Genomic DNA, 20,678 nt, shown 5'->3' with positions numbered 1-20,678 from the left:
GTTGAGAATTACGCGGAGATGGTGCAAAGATCATAGACGGCAAGTTTGGAAGAATATTATGCCGAAAGCGATCGTCTTACTCTCCGGAGGTTTAGATTCCGCAACCACAACTGCACAAGCGATCTCCGATGGCTATGAACCGATCGCGCTTTCATTTCGTTACGGTCAACGACACGATCGCGAACTCCAATGCGCACAGGCGATCGCGCAGCACTTCAAGTTGTCCCAACATTTTGTCATCGATGTGAATCTCGCGCAGTGGGGCGGCTCAGCACTGACCGATACAGAAATTGAGGTGCCGACAGAAGGCATTCAGCCTGATCAAATTCCGATTACTTACGTTCCAGGGCGCAATACCGTATTTATTGCGATCGCCCTTTCTCTAGCGGAGGCACAAAACGCAGAAGCTATCTATCTAGGCATCAATGCGGTGGACTATTCAGGCTATCCAGATTGCCGCCCAGAGTATCTCACTGCGTTTCAACATTTAGCTGAGTTATCTTCCAAAGCAGGATTAGAAGGCAGAGCGCCGAAATTAATTGCCCCCCTGGTCATGGATTCCAAAGTAGATATCGTGAAGCGAGCGATCGCGCTTGGAGTGCCAATTGACAAAACCTGGTCGTGCTATCAAGGCGGTGAAGTTCCTTGTGGTGTGTGTGATTCTTGTCGAATCCGCGATCGAGCACTCATTGAAGCTGGACATCCGGAGCTTGCCACTTCTCAAAGTCAAGAATTGTTTCAATAAACTTGCCTTAATTAGCTTAAGATTTGCTTCCAAAAGTTGAATAAAACGGCACATCTGAAGTAGGGCTAATTCTGTATTCATTTCTAGAAAAAACGAGATGAAATCTAAAAGAAATCAGTAGATTCTTGCCTCATAAATACTCTAAACATTCTGTTAGAAGAGCAAGTCAAAAATCTTCAAACTCTTTTTGAAGCGGCTTTAATTTAGCGGCCGTCTTGGCTCACTCAATCAGTACAAAATTAGAAGTAATCTCTATCACTTTATTTTGCCTAAGCCTTGCACCACAAGCAATAGTCCCTAATCGAGCGTACGGAGCAACTCTAATTTGTAGTTTCTAAAGAGAATAGAAATTGTAGACAAAAAGTTTGTGGGAAGTATTTCTAAAAGCTTAAAAGCTAAGAAATACCGAAGCATAAAAACAAGCAATAAAGGATTGAAACTCAAGCATCGAAAGATATTCAGCGAGTTTCACCTTGAAAAAGGCGAATAAACCAGTCGCTATATTGAATTTCAGATTGGTACTTTCGTCATGGTCTTTCCGTCCACTTACATTCTGCTGTTAGCTCCACAAATCGAAGAATTGCACGGGCTAGAATCGCTCCTTCAGCAAGTCGCACTCGACGTAGAGATTGTAGACACCACTGATCAAGCCCTAGCACGAGTGAGCCAAAATCCCCCTTGTCTTGTCATTCTGCAAGAGCATCTGCGATCGGAAGCCACAATTCATCAACTCCGCACGATTGCCCATGCAGACCGCATGACGCTTGTGATCGTTACAGAAACTGATTCTCCGAGCTGGCTTTATCAAGAGCAGCACCCCGATGTTGATGGTTTTCTCGTTAAACCGTTAAGTCCAGATGTACTATTTTCACTGATTCATTCTGCTTCTGCTCGTCAATACTGTCAACGATCTCTCATCTGAATAGATTCAGATTCAGCATTCAACCTCGCATCTTTCTAAAGACAGACATTTTTAATTCGTTCTCAAGCCAAATAAATAAAACTAATACCTTAGCGAATTTCTTTCCATGCAACCTAGTTTGCAATAACTGCCGCTTATCATCGAGTTAATCGTAGTGAACGCCTCAAAATATCGATTTAGTAGGCATTTGCGCCTTGAATATCGAATCGCGTTGCATTAGGTAAGCTAATTAGCCAATTGATTCAGTCTGATAATTTTGGGCTAACGTTGTCAACAGGCCACAAATTATCTATCACTTTCGGGGGTGACATAGAGATACAAACGTGGATCACGCCAGAATTTTGCGATAGATTTGAATCAGATTGATGCCTGACTCTAACAGAGAGGTTGTCCCATTAAGAGATGAATCACTGTGCAACTCAAAGATCCTGATAAAAACGATCGCGATCATCGGAACAGCAACGTGAATGCTAGACACAGCAGATTTATCAAGAATGATTAATAAAGAAATCAGGAAAAGGGTGCAACTTTTGTGAGAAAGGCTACAATCGGGGAGTCATTCCAATCATTTAGAAATAATGATCTCAGAAAGTCAGCCTCTGCCAACCGTATTTTCTCGGAAGTTGTAGCAGTTGCTCGTTTTGACTGAATCATTTTGCCGATCGCTCTACTGCACACCAGTTGACGAACGAGAGCTTGCTTCGGCAAGCAACACCGCCTCTGGGTCAGCAAGACTGCATCGAACCACCAACATCTGTTTTCAGTGCTGGGACATTTTACTTCATTACTTAAGGAGCACGAGGAACGCGGCATGACCCAAGCCAAAGACTTACTTGTTGTAGAAGAGGCATTTGACCCTTCAGAAGCTCTAGAAATCGAGTTAGAACTCGATGACCTTGATGATCTTGACGATTCAGATCAAGGAGAGGATGACGAAGAGGGAAAACCCGTCAAGGGGCGTGCAACTCGTCGCCGGACTCAAGCCAAGAAGAAGCACTACACCGAAGATTCGATTCGGTTATATTTGCAAGAAATCGGTCGAATTCGCCTCCTCCGCGCCGACGAAGAAATTGAACTCGCCCGTAAGATTGCGGACTTGCTGGAATTAGAGCGCATTCGCTTCAAGTTAGCCGACAAGCTCGATCGCGAACCTTCAGATGCAGATTGGGCACAGGAAGTGAAAATGCCCCTGCCGCAGTTCCGTCATCGCCTGCATTTAGGTCGTCGCGCTAAAGATAAAATGGTGCAGTCGAATCTGAGATTAGTGGTGTCGATCGCGAAGAAATATATGAATCGCGGCTTGTCGTTCCAAGATTTGATTCAAGAAGGCAGCTTGGGTCTGATTCGGGCGGCAGAAAAGTTCGACCACGAAAAAGGCTACAAGTTCTCGACCTACGCGACCTGGTGGATTCGTCAGGCAATTACTCGCGCCATTGCAGACCAATCGAGAACCATCCGGCTTCCGGTTCACCTGTACGAAACCATTTCCCGCATCAAGAAGACAACGAAACTGTTGTCTCAGGAAATGGGACGCAAGCCGACTGAAGAAGAAATCGCAACTCGGATGGAAATGACGATCGAGAAGCTGCGCTTTATTGCCAAGTCTGCTCAGTTGCCGATTTCGCTAGAAACACCGATCGGTAAGGAAGAAGATTCTCGCTTAGGCGACTTCATCGAATCTGATGGTGAAACCCCAGAAGATCAAGTGTCTAAGAATCTGCTGCGTGAAGACCTCGAAGGCGTTTTGGCAACGCTCAGCCCACGCGAAAAAGATGTGCTGCGCTTGCGCTACGGCTTGGATGATGGTCGGATGAAAACGCTTGAAGAAATTGGACAAATCTTCAACGTGACCCGCGAACGCATTCGTCAAATCGAGGCGAAAGCTCTGCGGAAACTCCGTCACCCGAATCGCAACAGTGTTTTGAAAGAGTACATTCGCTAGGGTTTAACTGATTTCGACTATGAGCCGATCGCAGTATTGCGATCGGTTTTTTATTGGGGCACAACGCGACGATAGGTTTCAAATCGATAGCCAGCTCTTGACTCCAAGTTGACTAATTCAAATTCATTTAGACGATCGCGCCACTCTAGGAAAAATACATCGCCCTCGTAGTGACCTTCTACGATCGTCAACTCCATACGATCCACGAGTTCCAACGCTTGACGGTAAATCGATGCGCCACCGATCACGAACAGCTTTTCTTCTGGTCGATCAACCGCATCAGAGAGCGATCGTACAAATTCGATATTTGGTAACTCAGATCTCAGTGATTGTGAGGAAACGATAACGTTAGTGCGTTGAGATAATGGGCGTTTTTGCAGATCAAATTCCCATGTTTTCCGTCCCATAATGACGGTATGATGCAGCGTGAGTTGCCGAAAGCGTTGGAGGTCTTCTGGGATCGACCAAGGCAGTTTGCCGCGATTTCCAATGACTCCGTTTGTTTGGGCGATCGCAGCAATTAAAATAATCTCGGACATGATAGCAACTTATTTTGATGACAGGGTAAGCTGAGTCACTCAATTTATGCTGTAACTCTCGCGGTTGCAAAAACTCCCCAATCCTACTTCGTGCAACTCACGGCTAAGACGGACATATTATTGCAATTAATGATTACAATTTCTGAATTCCTATTTCCTATTGATGTTGATGATTCCGAATTGGGCTTACTCTCTTGCTGATGGATGGTAGATGGATACTGAGAATTATTTGAACCACCCAACATTTGGGCTGCTGTTTCGGGTGTGTCTGGTTGAAGAACATCGGGAATTATTTAGTACGCTCTACGCGCAACGGTTATTTTTTGTCGTATCTCAAGGTGCAGACGGACTGGAATTTGAATCGATCGGACGCAGCGATGCAAGAGTAATGGTCGAAAATCGCATGAGAATGTTACGCCGATCGGGAATGTACAAGGAGTACGATCAGCTTCAGAAAGTTCACAAAAGCACATTTCAATGATCTCGTCTCTACAGAACCACATTGCCGAATTCCGCGCCAAAATTCCACCACATATCCGGGTCATTGCCGTGACGAAAACGGTTTCCGTAGAAGCAATGCGAACTGCTTATGCCGCCGGAATTCGGGATTTTGGTGAAAATCGGGTTCAGGAAGCTGAGACTAAACGCGCAGAATTAAAAGATTTAACCGATGTAACGTGGCATCTGATCGGGCATTTGCAGAGTAACAAAGCAAAAAGCGCGATCGACCTGTTTGATTGGATTCACTCGGTCGATAGTTTGAAGCTAGCGCAACGGCTGGATCGGCTTGCAGAAGAACAAGACCGCAAGCCACAAATTTGCCTGCAAGCTAAACTCATGAGCGATCCCAACAAATCAGGATTTTCAGTTTCAGAGCTTTGGGACGCGATCCCGCAGCTTGAGCAATTAAAGCACTTGCACATTCGAGGACTCATGGTGATCCCACCGTTTGACCTAGAAGCCGAGGCCACGATCGCGCTGTTTAGACAAGCTAGAGAACTTGCTGAAAAAATCCGAACTCACAGCCAGCTCAATCTCGATCAACTGTCGATGGGAATGTCGGGTGATTATGCTTTGGCAATTCAGGCGGGCGCAACGATGATTCGACCGGGACGAGTGCTGTTTGGAGCAAGACTGCAAAAATAATCGCAGAATTTCAGCAATAAGTGGTACTGTATGTACCACTTATCAGAAACGAATCGAAACCTTACTTCAGTGGTGCGCTTCTCATCTTGTAATAAAGATCACTTACGTATAGTACTGAATGTGAAGAGGTCAGGGATAAAGACCCAGCTTTCGGCGTCGATCGTGCCGTTTCTATTCTTTCAAAATATACGCCGGAATTCTATTGAATTAAGCTACTTTTTTGCGGTCAAATTTTCCCTATGTTTGAAAATGAGCTGCCTATCTCAATAGTTTGAATCAGTCAGAACAGTCTGCATCACCGAATTGCAACAAATTTAAAAAATATCTCTAGATTTATGCTCCAACTTCTAAAACTACCGATACAATTGCAGCCGGGGACAAAAAACTCCAAAAGAAATATTCAAGTTCGATCGCTGGATGTATACTGATTTTTCAATTCATCATTTATGCGACAGTGTAGGAATTTCTCTAAGCTGTCAGCCCAAAAGATGGAATTTGCCTGACCCGCGAAACAGTCTAGCGGTGAATCGAGAACGATTTTCCACATCAGAGGTCGATCTACTACTCCTAATGATTTGACCGTACCTTTCCCAAGCAAACTCAATAACGATTCGGATGGAGCGTGAACAGTGAGTATTTTCAGTAAATTACGAGATTTCGTTGGACTCAATGAACCTGTCGAATACGAGTACGAATACGACGAGATGGACGGACAAGACTATCAGTCGCTCTATCAAGAAGAGAGCGCTCCGGCTCCAGTCGCAGCCACCGAAGAAGAAACTCGATCGCGGCGGGCAAATCGTTTTCGCGATCGAAGTGTTGGAATTGCAAGTGAAACCACTGGTGTAGGAGCCGCTATGAATAATGTGATTGGAATGCCTGGAGCAGCAAACGGAATTTCGGAAGTCGTGGTGGTTGAACCCCGCACGTTTGAAGAAATGCCTCAAGTGATTCAAGCATTGCGTGAGCGTAAATCAGTGGTGCTGAATCTGACGATTATGGATCCGGATCAAGCTCAACGCGCTGTAGATTTCGTGGCAGGCGGTACTTATGCGATCGACGGTCATCAAGAGCGCATCGGTGAAAGCATTTTCTTGTTCACGCCAAGCTGTGTTCAAGTCAGCACCCAAGCAGGCGTGATCAATGAATTGCCCCAAGCTGCTCCTGCTCGTCCCCGCGCCTCCGCTCCGACACCCGTTTGGGGCACAGAACCGAGAGCAGTACAAGGTTAGAGAAATAGTTAAGGGTGAAAGATAGTTTGATCTCGAACCCTTTAATCTCTTTATCTGAGGTTAATAGATTGTCTAAACAATTTGGCCTGATAGGCGGCGGGATGATGGGAGAGGCTCTCTTGTCCCGCCTTGTTGCTCAGAACGTGTTTGATTCTGCTGCGATCGTCGTGAGCGAGCCGAATCGATCGCGCCAGGAATTCTTAGCGCAGCAATATCACGTTCAAGTGACCGAGCAAAATCGACAAGCGGCAGATTGCGAGATTGTTTTACTCGCGATTAAGCCGCAGATATTTCCGCAGGTTGCGGAGGAATTAGCAAATCAGCAGGTTTCTGCCCTGGTCATTTCAATTTTGGCAGGAACGACGATCGCGCAGCTTGAAGCGGCATTTCCCAACGCGCCCGTCATTCGAGCGATGCCTAATACGCCCGCAGCCGTTGGAGCTGGGATTACCGCGATCGCCCCAGGTCAGCGTGTTGAGCCACATCACATCGAACAAGCGAAACAGATTCTCAGCACGGTCGGAGAAGTGGTTGAAGTGCCCGAATCGATGTTAGATGCGGTGACAGGTTTATCCGGTTCAGGGCCGGGATATCTTGCGATCGTCATTGAAGCTTTAGCGGATGGCGGAGTTGCGGTGGGATTGCCAAGAGCGATCGCGCTCAAGCTAGCGATTCAAACAGTGCGGGGAACGGCTCAACTGCTGCAAGAGTCAAATCTCCATCCGGGGGAACTGAAAGACCGTGTGACCAGTCCTGGAGGCACGACGATCGCTGGAATTGCAGAACTCGAAAAAGCGGGGGTGCGATCGGCATTGATCGAAGCGGTAAAAGCAGCCGTGAATCGATCCAAGCAACTCGGTCAATGATTTCAAACTTCAAATCAAATGCTAAAATCTGGGCGATCTTCTTCGCAGGCGGTTTCTATGCGGTGGTCTTCAGTCCTCAAATTTGTTCTGGGCGTGTTCTTCGCGATCGCACTTCTTGCGACAGGTGGTTTGGTTGCCGCAAGAGTTATGATGGCGCGTCTTTCCGTCATGCCGCCTAAGCCCACGTTCCCGAATGATACTCCTACCAAAAATCTAGCCGCCAAGCCTGCTGCAAAACCTGCGGTAGAGAAATCAGATAAGCCTGATACTGCTGCGAAACCGCTTCCAGCCGGGGCATTTCCAGCACGGGTGACGCAATCGATCGGGCTTGTGGTGCGCGATGCTCCGGGAAGTGAAGGGGGATCGATCGGCGGTGTCGATTTCAACGATCGCGTTACGGTGCTGGAGTCGAATGCCGATAAAACTTGGCAAAAAATTCGCTTAAACAATGGTCAAGAAGGGTGGGTTCGGGCTGGAAACGTTGAGCAGATGAGTCAATAAGTTATAGTTGCGCTTATTACGGCAAAGTAAAGTCTGTAACGCTTATGGTCAGCAAACAAGAAAAGTATCGTCGTATGGAAGTTCGACGGAACATCGGCAATCGAACCATCAGAAATCGAACTATCAGATCACTTTATCAGCCGTCGCAGTCTTCATATCCCTACTTGATTGCTCATGCTTGTTTTAACTGTCAGAAAAGCTTCAAGCTAACTTACCACACAGATCATGTTTGTCCCCAGTGCGGCGGGACAATTTATCTAATGGGGCGTGCATTCAAAGCTCCTAAATGGGGCGATCGTGAGCAGTGGAAGAAAGTCCAGAAGTTGTATGCGCTCGGCTTTCGATTTCATCGGTATCGCGGAGCATATCCGTCTTTACCAGACCGCTTACGAGAGGTCGATCAATTTGTTGGGCAATATCCCGATCATGCACTCCGAATTGCTAAACCCGATGAAACGCTACTTCCTGACGAGAAGTAATATTATTTCTGATACGATCAAAATTCTTGATTGAATTTCTTAGAGTGCTTGTGTCTTCGCCTGCCATCATTACGATCGTAAAAATGATTGAATCTCTTCCAGATGACTTGCAAGAAAAAGTTGTAGAACATCTTCGGGACTACATTGCTGATCTAGAAGATGAAAAGCGTTGGGATGCCTCGTTCAAGGGGACGCAGAATAACTTATTGACAGCGAAAGGCAAAACAAGAAATTTCAGAAGGTCGCTCAAAGCCAATGAACTATGAGCAGCTATGAAGTTTACTCTTGATTAGAGCTTGCGAGACGATCGAGATCGCGCTTCGCCCTCCGTTCATCCAGCCATTGCTGAAGAATAATTGCGGCGGCTTTGCGATCAATCAGTCCTTTATTATGCTGAAGCGAAATTCCTGCCGTGATCATTGATTGTTCCGCCTGAAAGCTGGTCAATCGCTCATCCACGTACTCGATCGGCAACGATAACGCCTTTGAAATCGTTTCTCCGAATTTTTGGATATGCTGAGCTTGCTTGCCGATCGAGCCATCCATCGAGTAGGGCATCCCAACTACGAGAATTTCGACATCGCGATCGCGCACAATTTGACGCAAGGCTTCGATCGTCTGCGGATAAGATTTACGAACGATCGTGGTGAGTCCGGTCGCGATTAGCCCTGTACCATCGCAACCTGCAACCCCAATTCGCCTCTGCCCCACATCTAATCCGAGTGCCGCAACTCTCTCCATGTTTAGCAGCAGGGATCTTCGCGATGCGGTTCTTGGGATGCAGCTTTCATCAGTTCTTGCACGCTTTTCGGCGCAGATTTATCTGCTTCTTGAGCCTTCTCCGGTGCCGGGAGCTTAACCGATTTCAGCATTGAAATGCGTCCAGGTACAGGTTTACGGCTGGGCTGAAGATTCTGAAGCATCTCTGCGAGTTGCAGTCCTTCGGCGATCGACTTCGTTTCTCGAACCTTGTGCCACACCGATCGCGACATCAGCAGGGTATGCCCAATTCGCTCGGCTCCAATGCTGTCTAAATATTCCTCGCGTTCCGGTTGATAGTCGGGCGATGCCATTTGTAAAGATTGAGCAGGTAGATCCTGCATAATCCGCGCCATTTGCGCCATCAGTTCGGGGTACAGCCAGGTGTAAGCTGGATTTACCGTTAGATGGGCGATATGCGGCTGTGAACCATCGCGGCAGAGGTGCAGTTGGAAATAGCCGATCGCTGCTTTACGCTGCGGCTCAAACACATAGCCGCCCACCACTTCAGTCCGCGTAAAGACTTGCTTTGCCCATTCGACCAGGCTACCGAGAACGCTAACCTTGAAATCTTGAACATGGCGATCGAAGACCTGACGCACCAAAGGCGGCATCGCCATCGTATCAAGCTGATAGAGAAGTTGGGCATCTGCGTTACTGACCGGAAGCAGATTCGGTAGATCCGGCTCTCGTTCTGCCAGTTCTTCTAGCTGTTCTGGCGAAATCGACCAGTAAGTCATGTTTGCTAACGGCTGAAATCCATTATGACGATATAGATCTAGCGCCGCTTTGTCATTGACATCGATTTCAAGTACCCAAGTCCGAGCTTGCCAAATCCGCTCTAGACAGAAGCGAATCAGCAGAGAACCGATATCTACTTGCGTCATCACTTGAGCTTCCGCACCTTCCGACTCGACGATCGCAGGCGCAACCATGACACGATCGACGCGCCAAGTGCTGCGAGTCCGGTTGAACGGAGAAACCTGAATCATGCCTTGAATCCGCTGATTTAGCTCTGCAACATGAACACAGGGCAAGTTTTGCAGCGGATTCGGAAACAGACTGAGGAGCTTCATCACCCCATACCAGTTGCGAATTGAGACGCTTTTTTCACGAACAGCAGAGCAGTGCGGCAATTCATGTTCCGGTGATTGCTGCGTCAGTTGGTCGATCGCATCGAGATCCCGGTATTGCACGGGACGAATCAGGGCATTAGCAGTCTGAGGAAGTCGAGGCATAAGAAAGGAAGGCAGCAGTTCAACCCCAGAGTAAGAATTGGACATCGGTTTTGGGTACAGCCTTAAGGGGTATTCGTTTAAGGTTGATTCACCGATTGCAGCCCAATGGCGGATCGTTTTTCAGCGGCATCAATTGGACGAATCAGCACCACAGGGGTCTGCTCGTTGGCGTTGCCTGCGGGATTATCGATCAGTGCCTGCTTGAGCAAAGGCATCGATATATCAGATGACGCTGCCAATATTTTAACTGCTTTCAAATCGTTGACATCAACAATTGCCGCAGATAATCCAGTTTCTCGCTGAATCCTGTCCACAATTTCTTGCGATTTATCTGGACCTAAGACGATAAATTGATCGTAAGGCGGAATTGTTCCAGTTACATCGTCAATTAGTCGGGCTTGCTCACCTGCCAAGCGATAGAACATCCCCTTGACCCCGAATAGTTTCGCGATCGAGCCGATAATAAACGCAGCCAGCACCCGTGGCGCTCCCTCAATGTCGATTAAAGTTTGCATACCGCAAGCTGTCGCTAGGCTCGATGTGGGGAAGAACATATAGCAGAGCCGAGTTGCCAACCAGCCGGGTTTCACTTCACGCGGATCGCGGAATCGTCCTTGCATAATTGCGAGCGGGGATTCACCGATCGTCACGATATCGCCGGGTTGAGCGTGAGGCATGACGTAGCGCTTAACGACGCTGACCGGATCATCCAGGTGAGTGAGCAGGTGAGTTTTAATGGGTAGGACATCAGCATGGGTTGCAGGTCGCCAGCGTTTTGATTCCTCGGCTGAAGGGAATTTAAGCGGCACGATCACATGCCGAACTTTGGGAATCCAGCCTTGAGAGCCGTAATAGACATAATGCAGTTGAATCCAGGCAACTTTGAGGTCGCGCAGATCTTCGCCTTCGATTTCGATCACGGCTTCGATCGGATCACGCGCTCCCAGCTTAACGACACGCCCTTCCCAGTAGCCATCCTCGCGGACTTCTGCATCTTTGAATCGGGGAATGATGCGGGTTTTGACCTTGATCTCGTCAAGACTTCCAGAAGACAGCAGTTTAACCTCTGCATCAATGCGCGGGGTCATCACCTCTAATCGGCGGGCAAGATTTTGTAGCTCTAGCTGTCCGACTAAAACGTATCGCTGAGGCTCATAAACTGCCAGTTCCCACTTGCCCAAACTCAGATCGAGTGTGCGGGTGGGTCGCTGCCTGTACTGAACTTCAAGCGCCAACATCACCAACAGAATAAATCCGACGATGCTACCGAGAATGCCGATGACTATGCTCACAAAAACTCCTTGTGTCGTTGCCTGAAAAAGATATACGGCAGTTGTACGATCGTCAACTGAATTTTTCAAAATGTTTGGCGAATTTTTGTGCGGCGTTCTTCGCGATCGCGATCGTGCCAGAACCAGTCTTCGTCGCTGCGGTGTTCGGCAGATTCGATCCGCTCGACTGCCCAAGTGAGATATTCGGCTGAGCGATCGCAGCCGAGCCAGTTGCGTCCGAGTTGTTCCGCGACAACGGCGGTTGTGCCAGAGCCGATAAAGGGATCGAGAATGCGATCGCCTCTTTGGGAAGAAGCGAGAACGAATTTTCGCACCAGTTCTTCGGGTTTTTGGGTGGGATGCGGCGTTTTTTCGTTCATTCCGTTGCAGGTGGTCGGGATTTCAATTACATCTCGCGGTTTTGCGCCTTTTGGGTGCGGATGCCAGAGTTTTGTGTCGTTTTTGCCGCGATCGCTGTATCGACTGGTGGAAGCTTGCGGATGTTCGGGATATTTCAGCGTATGTTCGTTGTAACGGGTGCGAATGTTTTCAACTGTAAGCGTGAATTTCTTCGTTTTACGAAAATGCAAAATGCTTTCGTGGGATCGACCCCAATCATTTGAAAGATTGGCTTTGTTTTTGTAGTGCCAAACCAGCCAGCGGCACCCTTGAAAAAATTGTGAAGCCGGGAGTCTTAGATCTGCCAAAATCTCAGAAAAGCCGCAGATATAAAACGTTCCAGTGGGCTTTAGAATTCGTGCAGCTTGTTCGATCCACTGCATCGACCATTCAACATACGATCGTTGAGATTCAAAGCTGTCCCATTCTGCTTTTTTCAAGTTGTAGGGAGGATCGGAAAACACTAAATCAATTGACTCAGAAGGGAGTGATTTCAGCCATTCCACCGCATCTCCAAGCCAAAGCTGACCGTTATCATGATCGTAGAAAAGGTTAGGAGAAGAAGTTTTTTGATCTGAATTGATCATGATTCGATCGAGCGAATTAAGATGATCAATAGCTGAGTCAAATTGCTGCATCTCTCACTCAAAATTTTTCACTTAAAATTGGTGCATTAGCACTATATCCGATCGTTTCCTTCTTTTTGCTAAATCATGCAATATTCTGTCCATCCACCAAGCGAGTTTATCTGTCAGCATTCCGAGAAATTACTTCCAGAATGGTCTACCCCAGTTCGCTCGATCGTGGTGGTTTTGCAGCCTTCTGACCGAGAATTAACCGAGCGGTGTTGGGAAACCGATTTGCAAAAACAAATTTTGCGATCGCAGTTTCTTGAATTTGGATTCAAGGTGGCAGAATTGCTGCGTCAACGCGGATATTTAGCGGAATTGTTCGACCCTAAAACAGGATTACCGATTTTGTCGAAAGCGGGATCTTTACGGCTCGACGATGTGGCAGTGGTGCGATCGACCTTGGGATATGGGATCACACCTGCAGGAAATTGTTTCACAATTGTGCATCCGCGCTGGGGAAGTGCGGTTTATCCTTCAATTTTGATGTCTTCGGCAGATCTGTCTTCTGTTGAAGCGGCAGTCGCAGGTTTACGAGAATGCCACCATTCTTTCAGGGGTTGAGGCAGTTTGACCCAGTACAACGTCAGCACGATCGGCTCGTGCGCCTCACGCCCGACGATTTCAACGTTGTAAGACGGGCTATTTCGAGAAGCCAAATCGACAATAAACCTTCGTCCGATGCGTCGCCAGCTTGGTTCCTTGCCGCGCCATTCGATCCGGCAGCAAGGATAGGGGAGTTGTTCTCGATCGAATAAGCGACAGCAAGACCCAATCACGCGATACGTGAAGTGACCACCGGGACTAGAGAAAATATGCCCATGAGCAAACGGATGGGACATCGCGGGCAAGTTTGGTTCATGGGCGGACATATATCTAGTAGCCTTCCTCCTCGTATTCGGGCTGTTTTTGCTTCGGCTTATCTGGAATCTTCAGTTCTTGCAGGGGTTGAGGAGGAATATCTTCTTCTGGCGCGTCTGCCCAAGGATCTTCATCGAGATTTCCTGGCTCAAAGCTTTCTGGCGATGCAGGTGCCTCAGATCCTACTTCCTCAAACTCTACTGCGATCGCGTCATCTTCTTCATCGACATAGGTATTGTCATACGCTTCGTCATCGTATTCAGGCTCGTCGTTGCGCGTCGAGAGTCCCCAATTCGTGTCGTCGCTATCCTCCCAGTTCTCTTTTTCATCGTCGTCATAGACCGAAGACGGCGGATAAATTTCGGCTTCGCGATATTGCTGACGCGGAGGTTCTTGTTCTCGGCGCAGTGGAATCGGCTCGCGCTCCCATTCGTCAGTTTCCCAGGTTTCCTCAACTTGCACGATCGGTTCTTGAATGCGCGGGCGCACATCGACCTGCGTGGGTTGACCCGACGGAAGCTGATTTTCCGGGCGAGCGGGGGCGAGGTATTGGTCTTGTTCGCGCTCCCACGGGGCTTTGCCGATGCCAAGCCGCTCTAGAACACCCACGCTGAGCTGGGTCATACGGTCTTCGGAACCTTCGATTACGATTAATCGATCAGGCCCGCTACTCACGATTTCGGTGATCGGTAATTCGTAGGTGCTGACCACTTGATCGGGAATGAGGGGAAGCCCGATCGACGCAATGACCAGATTATCCAGCTTGCCTGTATCGATGTTGAATCGGAAGCCGCGCACTTTTCCGAGTAATTCCCCAGTTTCGGTGATGACTTCGTAGCCGATCAGATTGCTGTATCCTTCGAGATCGACATCTTCAACCACGTCTTCGTCATCCACCAGGATGACATCTCCGATTTGGCGGATGCTGGAGAGCATCATTGGTTGAGCGGTGCCATACAACAGATTCGGACGCAAACTAAGGGCAACAACTTCTTGCGCGTCAATATCGACCCAAAGCTGACTCACCACGCCGAGTCTTTTGCCCGTACTGCGTGTAATCACCTGAGTTCCAAGAAGGTCGGAGCGTTGGCGAAATTCTTCTGTCATTGAGTGCCGAATCCTGTTGCTTACACTTTTTTCTAATTATCAAACCATATCAAGGATCGATCGATACGGAATTCCGAACGCAATTTGGGTTAGACGCACTCTAAACGCTTTGAGGCAGCTTGATTCCCAGAACTTGGGTAAAGGCTCCTCGCGCCTGAGTGACCCCGATCGTGCGTTGGGCAGATTCGATCATCGGACGACGCAAGCTCACCACAATAAATTGCGCTTGTTGGGCTTGCTGCTTGATCATTTTAGCTAATCGCTCCACGTTTGCCCCATCTAGGAACATATCAACTTCGTCAAACGCGTAGAACGGCGATGGGCGGTAGCGCTGTAGGGCAAAAATAAAGCTGAGTGCGGTGAGAGATTTTTCTCCTCCCGACATGGAAGCCAACCGCTGAACGGGCTTGCCTTTTGGGTGAGCGATCAGATTTAAGCCGCCGTTAAAGGGATCGTTGGGATCTTCGAGTTGGAGTCGTCCGTCGCCATCAGACAAGGTGGCAAAGATCTTTTGAAAGTTGATGTCTACGGCTTCGTATGCCTCCATAAAGGCGCGCTGTCTGAGCGTGGTGAAGTTTTCAATTCGCAGCAGCAGTTCGGTGCGTTCTTCTTGAAGCGTTTCGAGTTTTTCGGTGAGTTCATCAAGGCGGGCTTGGGTGCGATCGTATTCCTCTAATGCCAGCATATTCACAGGTTCCATCGCCTGTAAGCGCTTCTGCATTGAGCGAATTTCGTGCTGAAGTTGTCCCAGATCACGAGTAACGGTTTCAGGGACTTCGGGAATCGGGTCGGGAAGTTCTGCGCTTTGAACCGAAAGCTGTGCTTGTTCGGTCAGCAGTTGCTCCCGCCGCGCTTGAATGGTTTCGTGAGTTTTATCACGCTGCCATCCGTGTTGCTGCTGGCGGTTTTGAAGGTCGCGCAGTTGTCGATCAACCGCGTCGCGCTGATGTCTTGCTTCACCTAGCGTTTTATCGAGTTCAGCCAGTGCGTTTTTCAACTCAGTGATTTGACTCTGAACGGCGGTCTGTTGGGTAGTGTTTTCAGATTGTTGTTGCAATAAAAGCGTTTGCTGCGATCGCGCTTCCTGGATGCGGAGTTGTCCTTGCTCGATTTTTTCTTGTAGTCGTTGGAGGCGAGTTTCAAGATCTTGCGATCGTTGCTCGATTGCTCTTAGTGCAACATCTTTGTCATTTAGGGCAGACTCAAGCGATCGTAGCGCTGCCTGAATGTGTTGCCATTCGCTGTGCGTTTGGGATTGTTCAAGGTCAGCGAGAGAAGTTCGGAGTCGATCGAGTTGCGCTTCTTGAGTTGGAACTTCGGTATCTAGGACTTTTAAGCGAACCTGAGCCGTGGAAAGCTCCTGCTGATTCTTTTCAAGAGCGCGAGTGAATTGGATTTGCTCAGATTCAAGCCGTTTCAGTTCCTTTTGTACCTGTTCTCGTTTGAGTTCTAATTCTCGGTGTTGTTGACGCGCTTCGTTGAGAGCCTTGGTCTGGTCTTTGTGGGCAATCGTCGCTTTTGCGATCGCGCCTTCGCAATGTCCCAAAATTTGGTCAATTTCCTGCAACCTGCGGCGGAGGGCTGCAAGTTCGGGCGATTCTGCCGCGTGACCTGTGCCAAATCTGAGCGACGATCGATGTCCGCTACTTCCCCCGGTCATTGCGCCACTTGCTTCTAGCAATTCTCCATCAAGCGTGACGATCCGATATTGCCCTAAATGCCGTCGTGCATCGCCTAAAGTTTCAAAGACAACCGTTGTCCCGAACACATAAGCAAACACATCGTAGTAGCGCTCTTCAAATTCGATCAGATTGATCGCATAACCGATACAACCTTGCATCGATCGCATCGTTGCCCGATTGGGAATGTGTGGCGGGTTGAGTTTGTTGAGCGGGAGAAATGTGGCACGTCCAGCGCGGCGTTGTTTGAGAATGTTGATCGCAGCCGCCGCGATCGCGTCATCTTCGACCACGATATTTGCTAATCTCGCGCCTGCTGCGGTTTCTAAAGCAAGCTGATATCGCGGATCGACCTGTCCCAACTCTGCGACTAACCCACAAATGCCCGTCAATCCCATTTTCAGAATGACTTGTGAGGCTTGGGTTCCTTGTGCTTCTTGTACCGCTTGCGTTTGTGCTTCTAGTTTGTCTAACTTGCGTTGCTTGTCGCGTTGTTCTTCAAGGAGCCGTGATTGAGTTTGCTGTTGAATTTGTAATTCCTGTTCAACTGATGAAAGCGATGCTGCTAGTGATTGAACTTGAGTCATTGCAGCACTTAATTGCTGTGATAACTCGCCTTCTTCAATTTGCTGTTCGCTGAGTTGAGCGGTAGTTGTTCTGAGTGATTCGGTTTGGTCTTGAACTTGTCGATCGAGTTGATTAATCTTCTCTCCTAGTGCAGCTTGTTCAGTACGCTGAGGCTCTAATGATTTAATCAGTGTTTCAATGTGATGGTGTAACTGCGTTTGTTCCTGCACCCAAGCATCCGCATTTGCAGCAGAAGCATTCGCTTCATCGCGTTTACGATCGAGCAATTCCCGCGCCTGATCACGCTGCTGTTTTGCCTGAATTAGCTCTTGCGTGTCGATCAATTGTTTCTCGCGAGTTAAAGCGGTTGACGTTTGAATATTTCCTTGTAGATCCTGCTGCGATTTCGCTAAGTTCTCACTCAGTTCTCGACTAGCTTTCTGTAAGTCTTGCTGCTGACGCTCTAATTGTCGCAATTCAGCTTCGCGGGTGGCTAAAGTGGATTGCACTGCGATCAATTCTTCTTCACCGAGCGATCGCACATGAGCATTGAGTGCTTCTAACTCAACCGTCTTTTCATTCATTTGCAGATCGATCGCAGCAATTTGCTCGGTTAAATCTGCAATTTCTTTTTCACCCGCTTGAATCTGTTCCTGCAATTTGCGAACGCCTTGAGCCGCCTGCTCGTAGCGAATCACAGTTTCCCATTGTTCTTTGGCTTGCAGTTCAGATCGCAGTTTTTTGTATTTCTCAGCTTTGATTCGATCTTGCGCTAAGCGATCGCGCTGCTCGATTAATTCACGTTCAACAATGTGGAATTTATCTTCCTGATCCTTAACGGCATCGAGCTTATCTTTGGCTTGATTAATCTTGCGATCGAACGATGCGACTCCCGCCAATTCATCGATAATCTCACGCCGCTCTCGACCATTCATCGAGATGATTCGCGTGACATCCCCTTGAAGTACAACGTTGTATCCTTCCGGGTAAATCCGCATCCGTTCTAACTGTTCATGTAGCTCTGTTAGTGTGCATGGTTCACCATTGATGTAATAGTTTGATGTATAGGTTCCCTGCTGCGTTACACGAAGCTTACGAGTGACGCTCCATTCTGCATTAATCGAGCCATTGCCATTTCCATTCAATTCATAAACGGTATCCGGTTGATGTCCATTCTCGCGATGTGGCTCATTCAGCGAAACATCCGCGTTTTCTTCGTTCGGATTGCTTAATGCCTGAAACAAATCCAGCTCATCCGACAAATCAAACACCGTAGTTACGGCGGCTTCAACGGTCGATCGACCTTTCGATGCCTGCGTATGATTCACTAAATCCGGCAAGCGCTCCGCCCGCATTCCTTTCGAGCCAGCAAGACCGAGACAAAACAACAGAGCATCGAGCAGATTCGATTTTCCTGACCCGTTTGGTCCTGAAATCACAGTAAATCCCGGCAGCAACGGAATCGGCGTTGTGCCGCCAAAGGATTTGAAGTTAGTCAGTTCAACGCGCTTGACGTACACAGGGGTTGAGTAAAAATCAGTGTTTAGTGTAGCCCGGAATCCGACAATTAAACGAGAATCATCGGATTTCTATCATAGATAGCACACTTAGAACGCTTGATCTACATAATTTTGAATATTTTGTCTCAAGTTAGAGCATTACTGTCATGAAATTCACTGCGTCCGTTGTGCGGCATACTCTTGCAAGGTCATACAATCGCCAGCCTCATAATCTGCGTAAGCTGCTTGAATTTCAGCAATGTCTTCTGGAGAATCTTCTTCATCGTCGAAAAGCTCAGCGTCGAGAACTTGCCACAATTGCCGCTTTTCTGAGAGGTCTAGAGAAGAAACAGCTTCTAGAAGCGATCGATCAGGAGATTTCTACTTTCAGGATGTTCTCAGACATTGCAAGTCCCCTTAAGTTGCCTATCCTCATTGTGCCTGGTTCAATTTGGCAATGCAAAGCGATCAAGTATTTACTCAACTGATGTTAGGACGATCGTTCGCGATACCCACTAGAGAAGTGGAGTATATTATCACTGGTATTCTTTAATATCTATCACTAATGAAATCTTTAGGCTCTTTTCTAATAAGTCTCTCTCTTAGCCTCAACGCTTGCACAACTGTTACAGTGCAAACACCCCAAACATCTCAATCCTCTCAAACTCCCCAAGCAGAAAGTACACCAAAAGATCCACCAGTAACAAATACACCGACTGAAACAGCGCCTTCTCCAATTAACAAATCTCTTCAATCGTCCAAGCAGATCAATGCGTCCTGTAATTATGCGGCTGGTAAGGCTGTAGGAGGGCAGGAAATCAATGTTGATCTTTGCTCAATCCGAGTAAAAAATTCACAGTCTGTGGCTTTCATTTACTACTTAAACAGCGATCAAGTAGAAAGCGAGGCAGACTGTTCTAATAGAACTTGGGTAACTTTTCCAGAAAGACAAGTCAATCGGCCGCAATCTCCCGCCACACAAAATATGCTTGATACTGTTTGTGGCCGCCGAAATTCTACCAGTAGCACAACTTCATCAGCAGGGACGGCAATTGTATTTGATCCCCCATCTAATGTCCGTGTGTCACCTAACGGAGCTATTTTATGTTCTGTGCAGGAGAAAACAGCAATCAATATTTATGGCTCTGATGGCTCTTGGTATAAAACAGACGTTTGCGGATCAATTGGCTTTATTCATGCTGATCAGGTAAGGTTTTAGCTATCGCATGATAAAAAGCGCCCAAGTTTCCTTGGACGCTCTAAAACATTTCGAGAATTGTCTTAAGTCAGTGCATCTGCACCCGCAACCACTTCCAGCAGTTCTTGAGTAATTGCCGCCTGACGTGCCTTGTTGTACGACAACGTAAGCGAACCAATCAAATTCTTGGCGTTATCACTCGCGTTGTTCATCGCTGTCATCCGAGCCGCCAACTCACTCGCCGCTGCCTCTTGCAGCGCTCTGAGCAATTGGTTATTCAGATACAACGGCAACAGCGCATCGAGAATTTGCACCGGATCTTGCTCGAAGATCATGTCTTGCGGGAAGCTTTGAACTTCAGGAGCCGCGACTCGTTCACGTTCAACTTGGAACTGTCCGCCGCGAGTTGTGAGCCGGAAAATTTCATCATCAGAAACTTCCAACCCTTGCGGATCGAGCGGTAACAATGTTTGAACCACCGGACGAGACGCAATCAAGGACACGAATTTCGTGTAGATTAACTCAACTCGATCGACACTCTCCGACAAGAACTGAGTCAGCACCACATCCGCGATTTGTGCCGCTTCTGCTGAGGTTGGAATCTGCTCTAAGCCTGAATAGCTTTCGACGATCGGATAGTCCCGACGCTGGAAATACTGTGCCGCTTTACGCCCAACTACAACCATTTTGTAGTCGATGCCTTCCGCTTTCAGTTCTTGGGCGCGGTTTTCAGCCCGACGAATCACGTTCGCATTATAGCCGCCGCACAATCCACGATCGCCTGAAATCACAAGCAATCCAACGGTTCCAACGTCGCGCCTTCTCAAGAGCGGTAGATCTGCTTCTTCAAATCTCAATCGCGCTTGTAAGCCATACAGCACTTGCGCGAGGCGATCGGCGAACGGACGAGTTGCTGTCACTTGTTCTTGTGCCCGACGCACTTTCGCTGCTGCCACGAGCCGCATCGCTTCTGTAATTTTTTTGGTGTTCTTGACCGACTGAATGCGATCGCGAATAAATTTTAGGTTTGCCATAGTTTGAAACGATTTTAGAGTTTAGATTTTGGATTCTGGATCAATCTAAAATCCAAAATCCGAAG

21 protein-coding genes and 1 pseudogene are annotated in these 20,678 nt (G+C 47.9%); 12 read left to right on the top strand and 10 right to left on the bottom strand.

From position 1 onward, the window contains the following. Positions 1–58 precede the first annotated feature (58 nt). From queC to rpoD, 3 genes are all read left to right on the top strand, one after another. Positions 59–745, top strand: a complete 687-nt coding sequence (gene queC / locus NC981_RS18915) for a 7-cyano-7-deazaguanine synthase QueC (protein ID WP_348244357.1) — start codon at positions 59–61, stop codon at positions 743–745. 529 nt (positions 746–1,274) lie between these two features. Beyond that, positions 1,275–1,667 (top strand): response regulator transcription factor, encoded by a 393-nt coding sequence (locus NC981_RS18910; RefSeq protein ID WP_190378306.1) that lies wholly within the window; start codon positions 1,275–1,277, stop codon positions 1,665–1,667. 811 nt (positions 1,668–2,478) lie between these two features. Continuing rightward, a complete protein-coding gene (rpoD, locus tag NC981_RS18905) occupies positions 2,479–3,609 on the top strand; it encodes an RNA polymerase sigma factor RpoD (protein WP_190378307.1) in 1,131 nt (376 codons plus the stop codon). A 50-nt stretch (positions 3,610–3,659) separates the two neighbouring features. On the opposite strand, the gene NC981_RS18900 is transcribed toward rpoD, so the two are convergent. After that, complete coding sequence (locus NC981_RS18900; protein ID WP_348244356.1) at positions 3,660–4,148, bottom strand: dihydrofolate reductase; 489 nt, start codon at positions 4,146–4,148, stop codon at positions 3,660–3,662. 211 nt (positions 4,149–4,359) lie between these two features. Here NC981_RS18900 and pipX point away from each other — a divergent pair, with 211 nt between their 5' ends. The 7 genes and pseudogenes from pipX (at position 4,360) to NC981_RS18865 (ending at position 8,648) form a co-directional block, all read left to right on the top strand. Then, entirely contained in the window at positions 4,360–4,629 is a 270-nt protein-coding gene (gene pipX / locus NC981_RS18895) for a transcriptional coactivator PipX (RefSeq protein WP_190378309.1), read from the top strand. After that, complete coding sequence (locus tag NC981_RS18890; RefSeq protein WP_348244355.1) at positions 4,626–5,294, top strand: YggS family pyridoxal phosphate-dependent enzyme; 669 nt, start codon at positions 4,626–4,628, stop codon at positions 5,292–5,294. Before pipX ends, NC981_RS18890 begins: the two co-directional genes overlap by 4 nt. A gap of 629 nt (positions 5,295–5,923) precedes the next feature. Next, positions 5,924–6,526 carry a cell division protein SepF gene (locus NC981_RS18885; protein WP_348244354.1) on the top strand — a complete coding sequence of 201 codons (603 nt, stop codon included), beginning with the start codon at positions 5,924–5,926 and terminating at the stop codon, positions 6,524–6,526. 68 nt (positions 6,527–6,594) lie between these two features. Further along, a complete protein-coding gene (gene proC, locus NC981_RS18880; protein ID WP_348244353.1) occupies positions 6,595–7,392 on the top strand; it encodes a pyrroline-5-carboxylate reductase in 798 nt (265 codons plus the stop codon). A gap of 57 nt (positions 7,393–7,449) precedes the next feature. Next, positions 7,450–7,893: an SH3 domain-containing protein gene (locus tag NC981_RS18875; protein ID WP_348244352.1), complete on the top strand. Its 444-nt coding sequence runs from the start codon at positions 7,450–7,452 to the stop codon at positions 7,891–7,893. 44 nt (positions 7,894–7,937) lie between these two features. Continuing rightward, the gene (locus tag NC981_RS18870) at positions 7,938–8,372 is read left to right on the top strand and encodes a hypothetical protein (protein ID WP_348244351.1); all 435 of its coding nucleotides are present in this window, start codon (positions 7,938–7,940) and stop codon (positions 8,370–8,372) included. A gap of 50 nt (positions 8,373–8,422) precedes the next feature. Beyond that, a pseudogene (locus NC981_RS18865) lies at positions 8,423–8,648 on the top strand (hypothetical protein). Between the two features lie 3 nt (positions 8,649–8,651). Here NC981_RS18865 and ruvX read toward each other — a convergent pair. From ruvX to NC981_RS18845, 4 genes are all read right to left on the bottom strand, one after another. Then, a complete protein-coding gene (gene ruvX, locus NC981_RS18860; protein ID WP_348244350.1) occupies positions 8,652–9,113 on the bottom strand; it encodes a Holliday junction resolvase RuvX in 462 nt (153 codons plus the stop codon). A gap of 2 nt (positions 9,114–9,115) precedes the next feature. Beyond that, positions 9,116–10,369: a GNAT family N-acetyltransferase gene (locus NC981_RS18855; protein WP_348244349.1), complete on the bottom strand. Its 1,254-nt coding sequence runs from the start codon at positions 10,367–10,369 to the stop codon at positions 9,116–9,118. 77 nt (positions 10,370–10,446) lie between these two features. Next, on the bottom strand, positions 10,447–11,607 hold the full coding sequence (locus NC981_RS18850; protein WP_348244501.1) for a F420-0:Gamma-glutamyl ligase: 1,161 nt from the start codon (positions 11,605–11,607) through the stop codon (positions 10,447–10,449). A gap of 119 nt (positions 11,608–11,726) precedes the next feature. Next, positions 11,727–12,626, bottom strand: a complete 900-nt coding sequence (locus NC981_RS18845) for a site-specific DNA-methyltransferase (protein ID WP_348244348.1) — start codon at positions 12,624–12,626, stop codon at positions 11,727–11,729. A gap of 126 nt (positions 12,627–12,752) precedes the next feature. On the opposite strand from NC981_RS18845, the gene NC981_RS18840 reads away from it, so the two are divergent. After that, a complete protein-coding gene (locus tag NC981_RS18840) occupies positions 12,753–13,232 on the top strand; it encodes a methylmalonic aciduria and homocystinuria type D protein (RefSeq protein WP_348244347.1) in 480 nt (159 codons plus the stop codon). On the opposite strand, the gene NC981_RS18835 is transcribed toward NC981_RS18840, so the two are convergent. The 4 genes from NC981_RS18835 to NC981_RS18820 form a co-directional block, all read right to left on the bottom strand. After that, positions 13,139–13,540 carry a hypothetical protein gene (locus NC981_RS18835; RefSeq protein ID WP_348244346.1) on the bottom strand — a complete coding sequence of 134 codons (402 nt, stop codon included), beginning with the start codon at positions 13,538–13,540 and terminating at the stop codon, positions 13,139–13,141. The genes NC981_RS18840 and NC981_RS18835 overlap by 94 nt on opposite strands. A gap of 4 nt (positions 13,541–13,544) precedes the next feature. After that, positions 13,545–14,636 carry a PRC-barrel domain-containing protein gene (locus tag NC981_RS18830; protein ID WP_348244345.1) on the bottom strand — a complete coding sequence of 364 codons (1,092 nt, stop codon included), beginning with the start codon at positions 14,634–14,636 and terminating at the stop codon, positions 13,545–13,547. 100 nt (positions 14,637–14,736) lie between these two features. Then, positions 14,737–18,402, bottom strand: a complete 3,666-nt coding sequence (smc, locus tag NC981_RS18825) for a chromosome segregation protein SMC (RefSeq protein WP_348244344.1) — start codon at positions 18,400–18,402, stop codon at positions 14,737–14,739. Between the two features lie 153 nt (positions 18,403–18,555). Next, complete coding sequence (locus NC981_RS18820; protein ID WP_348244343.1) at positions 18,556–18,699, bottom strand: hypothetical protein; 144 nt, start codon at positions 18,697–18,699, stop codon at positions 18,556–18,558. Between the two features lie 313 nt (positions 18,700–19,012). Between NC981_RS18820 and NC981_RS18815 the strand changes: the two genes are divergently transcribed. After that, the gene (locus NC981_RS18815; RefSeq protein ID WP_348244342.1) at positions 19,013–19,600 is read left to right on the top strand and encodes a hypothetical protein; all 588 of its coding nucleotides are present in this window, start codon (positions 19,013–19,015) and stop codon (positions 19,598–19,600) included. A gap of 62 nt (positions 19,601–19,662) precedes the next feature. Here the strand turns inward: NC981_RS18815 and NC981_RS18810 are convergent, their stop codons facing one another. Further along, entirely contained in the window at positions 19,663–20,613 is a 951-nt protein-coding gene (locus NC981_RS18810; RefSeq protein ID WP_190378324.1) for a F0F1 ATP synthase subunit gamma, read from the bottom strand. Positions 20,614–20,678: the final 65 nt, after the last annotated feature.

It is taken from the genome of Leptolyngbya sp. DQ-M1 (assembly GCF_039962505.1).
Classification (GTDB): Bacteria; Cyanobacteriota; Cyanobacteriia; order Leptolyngbyales; family Leptolyngbyaceae; genus Leptolyngbya.
Note: the sequence above shows the minus strand (reverse complement) of the source record. Positions and strands in the feature narration are given on the sequence as shown.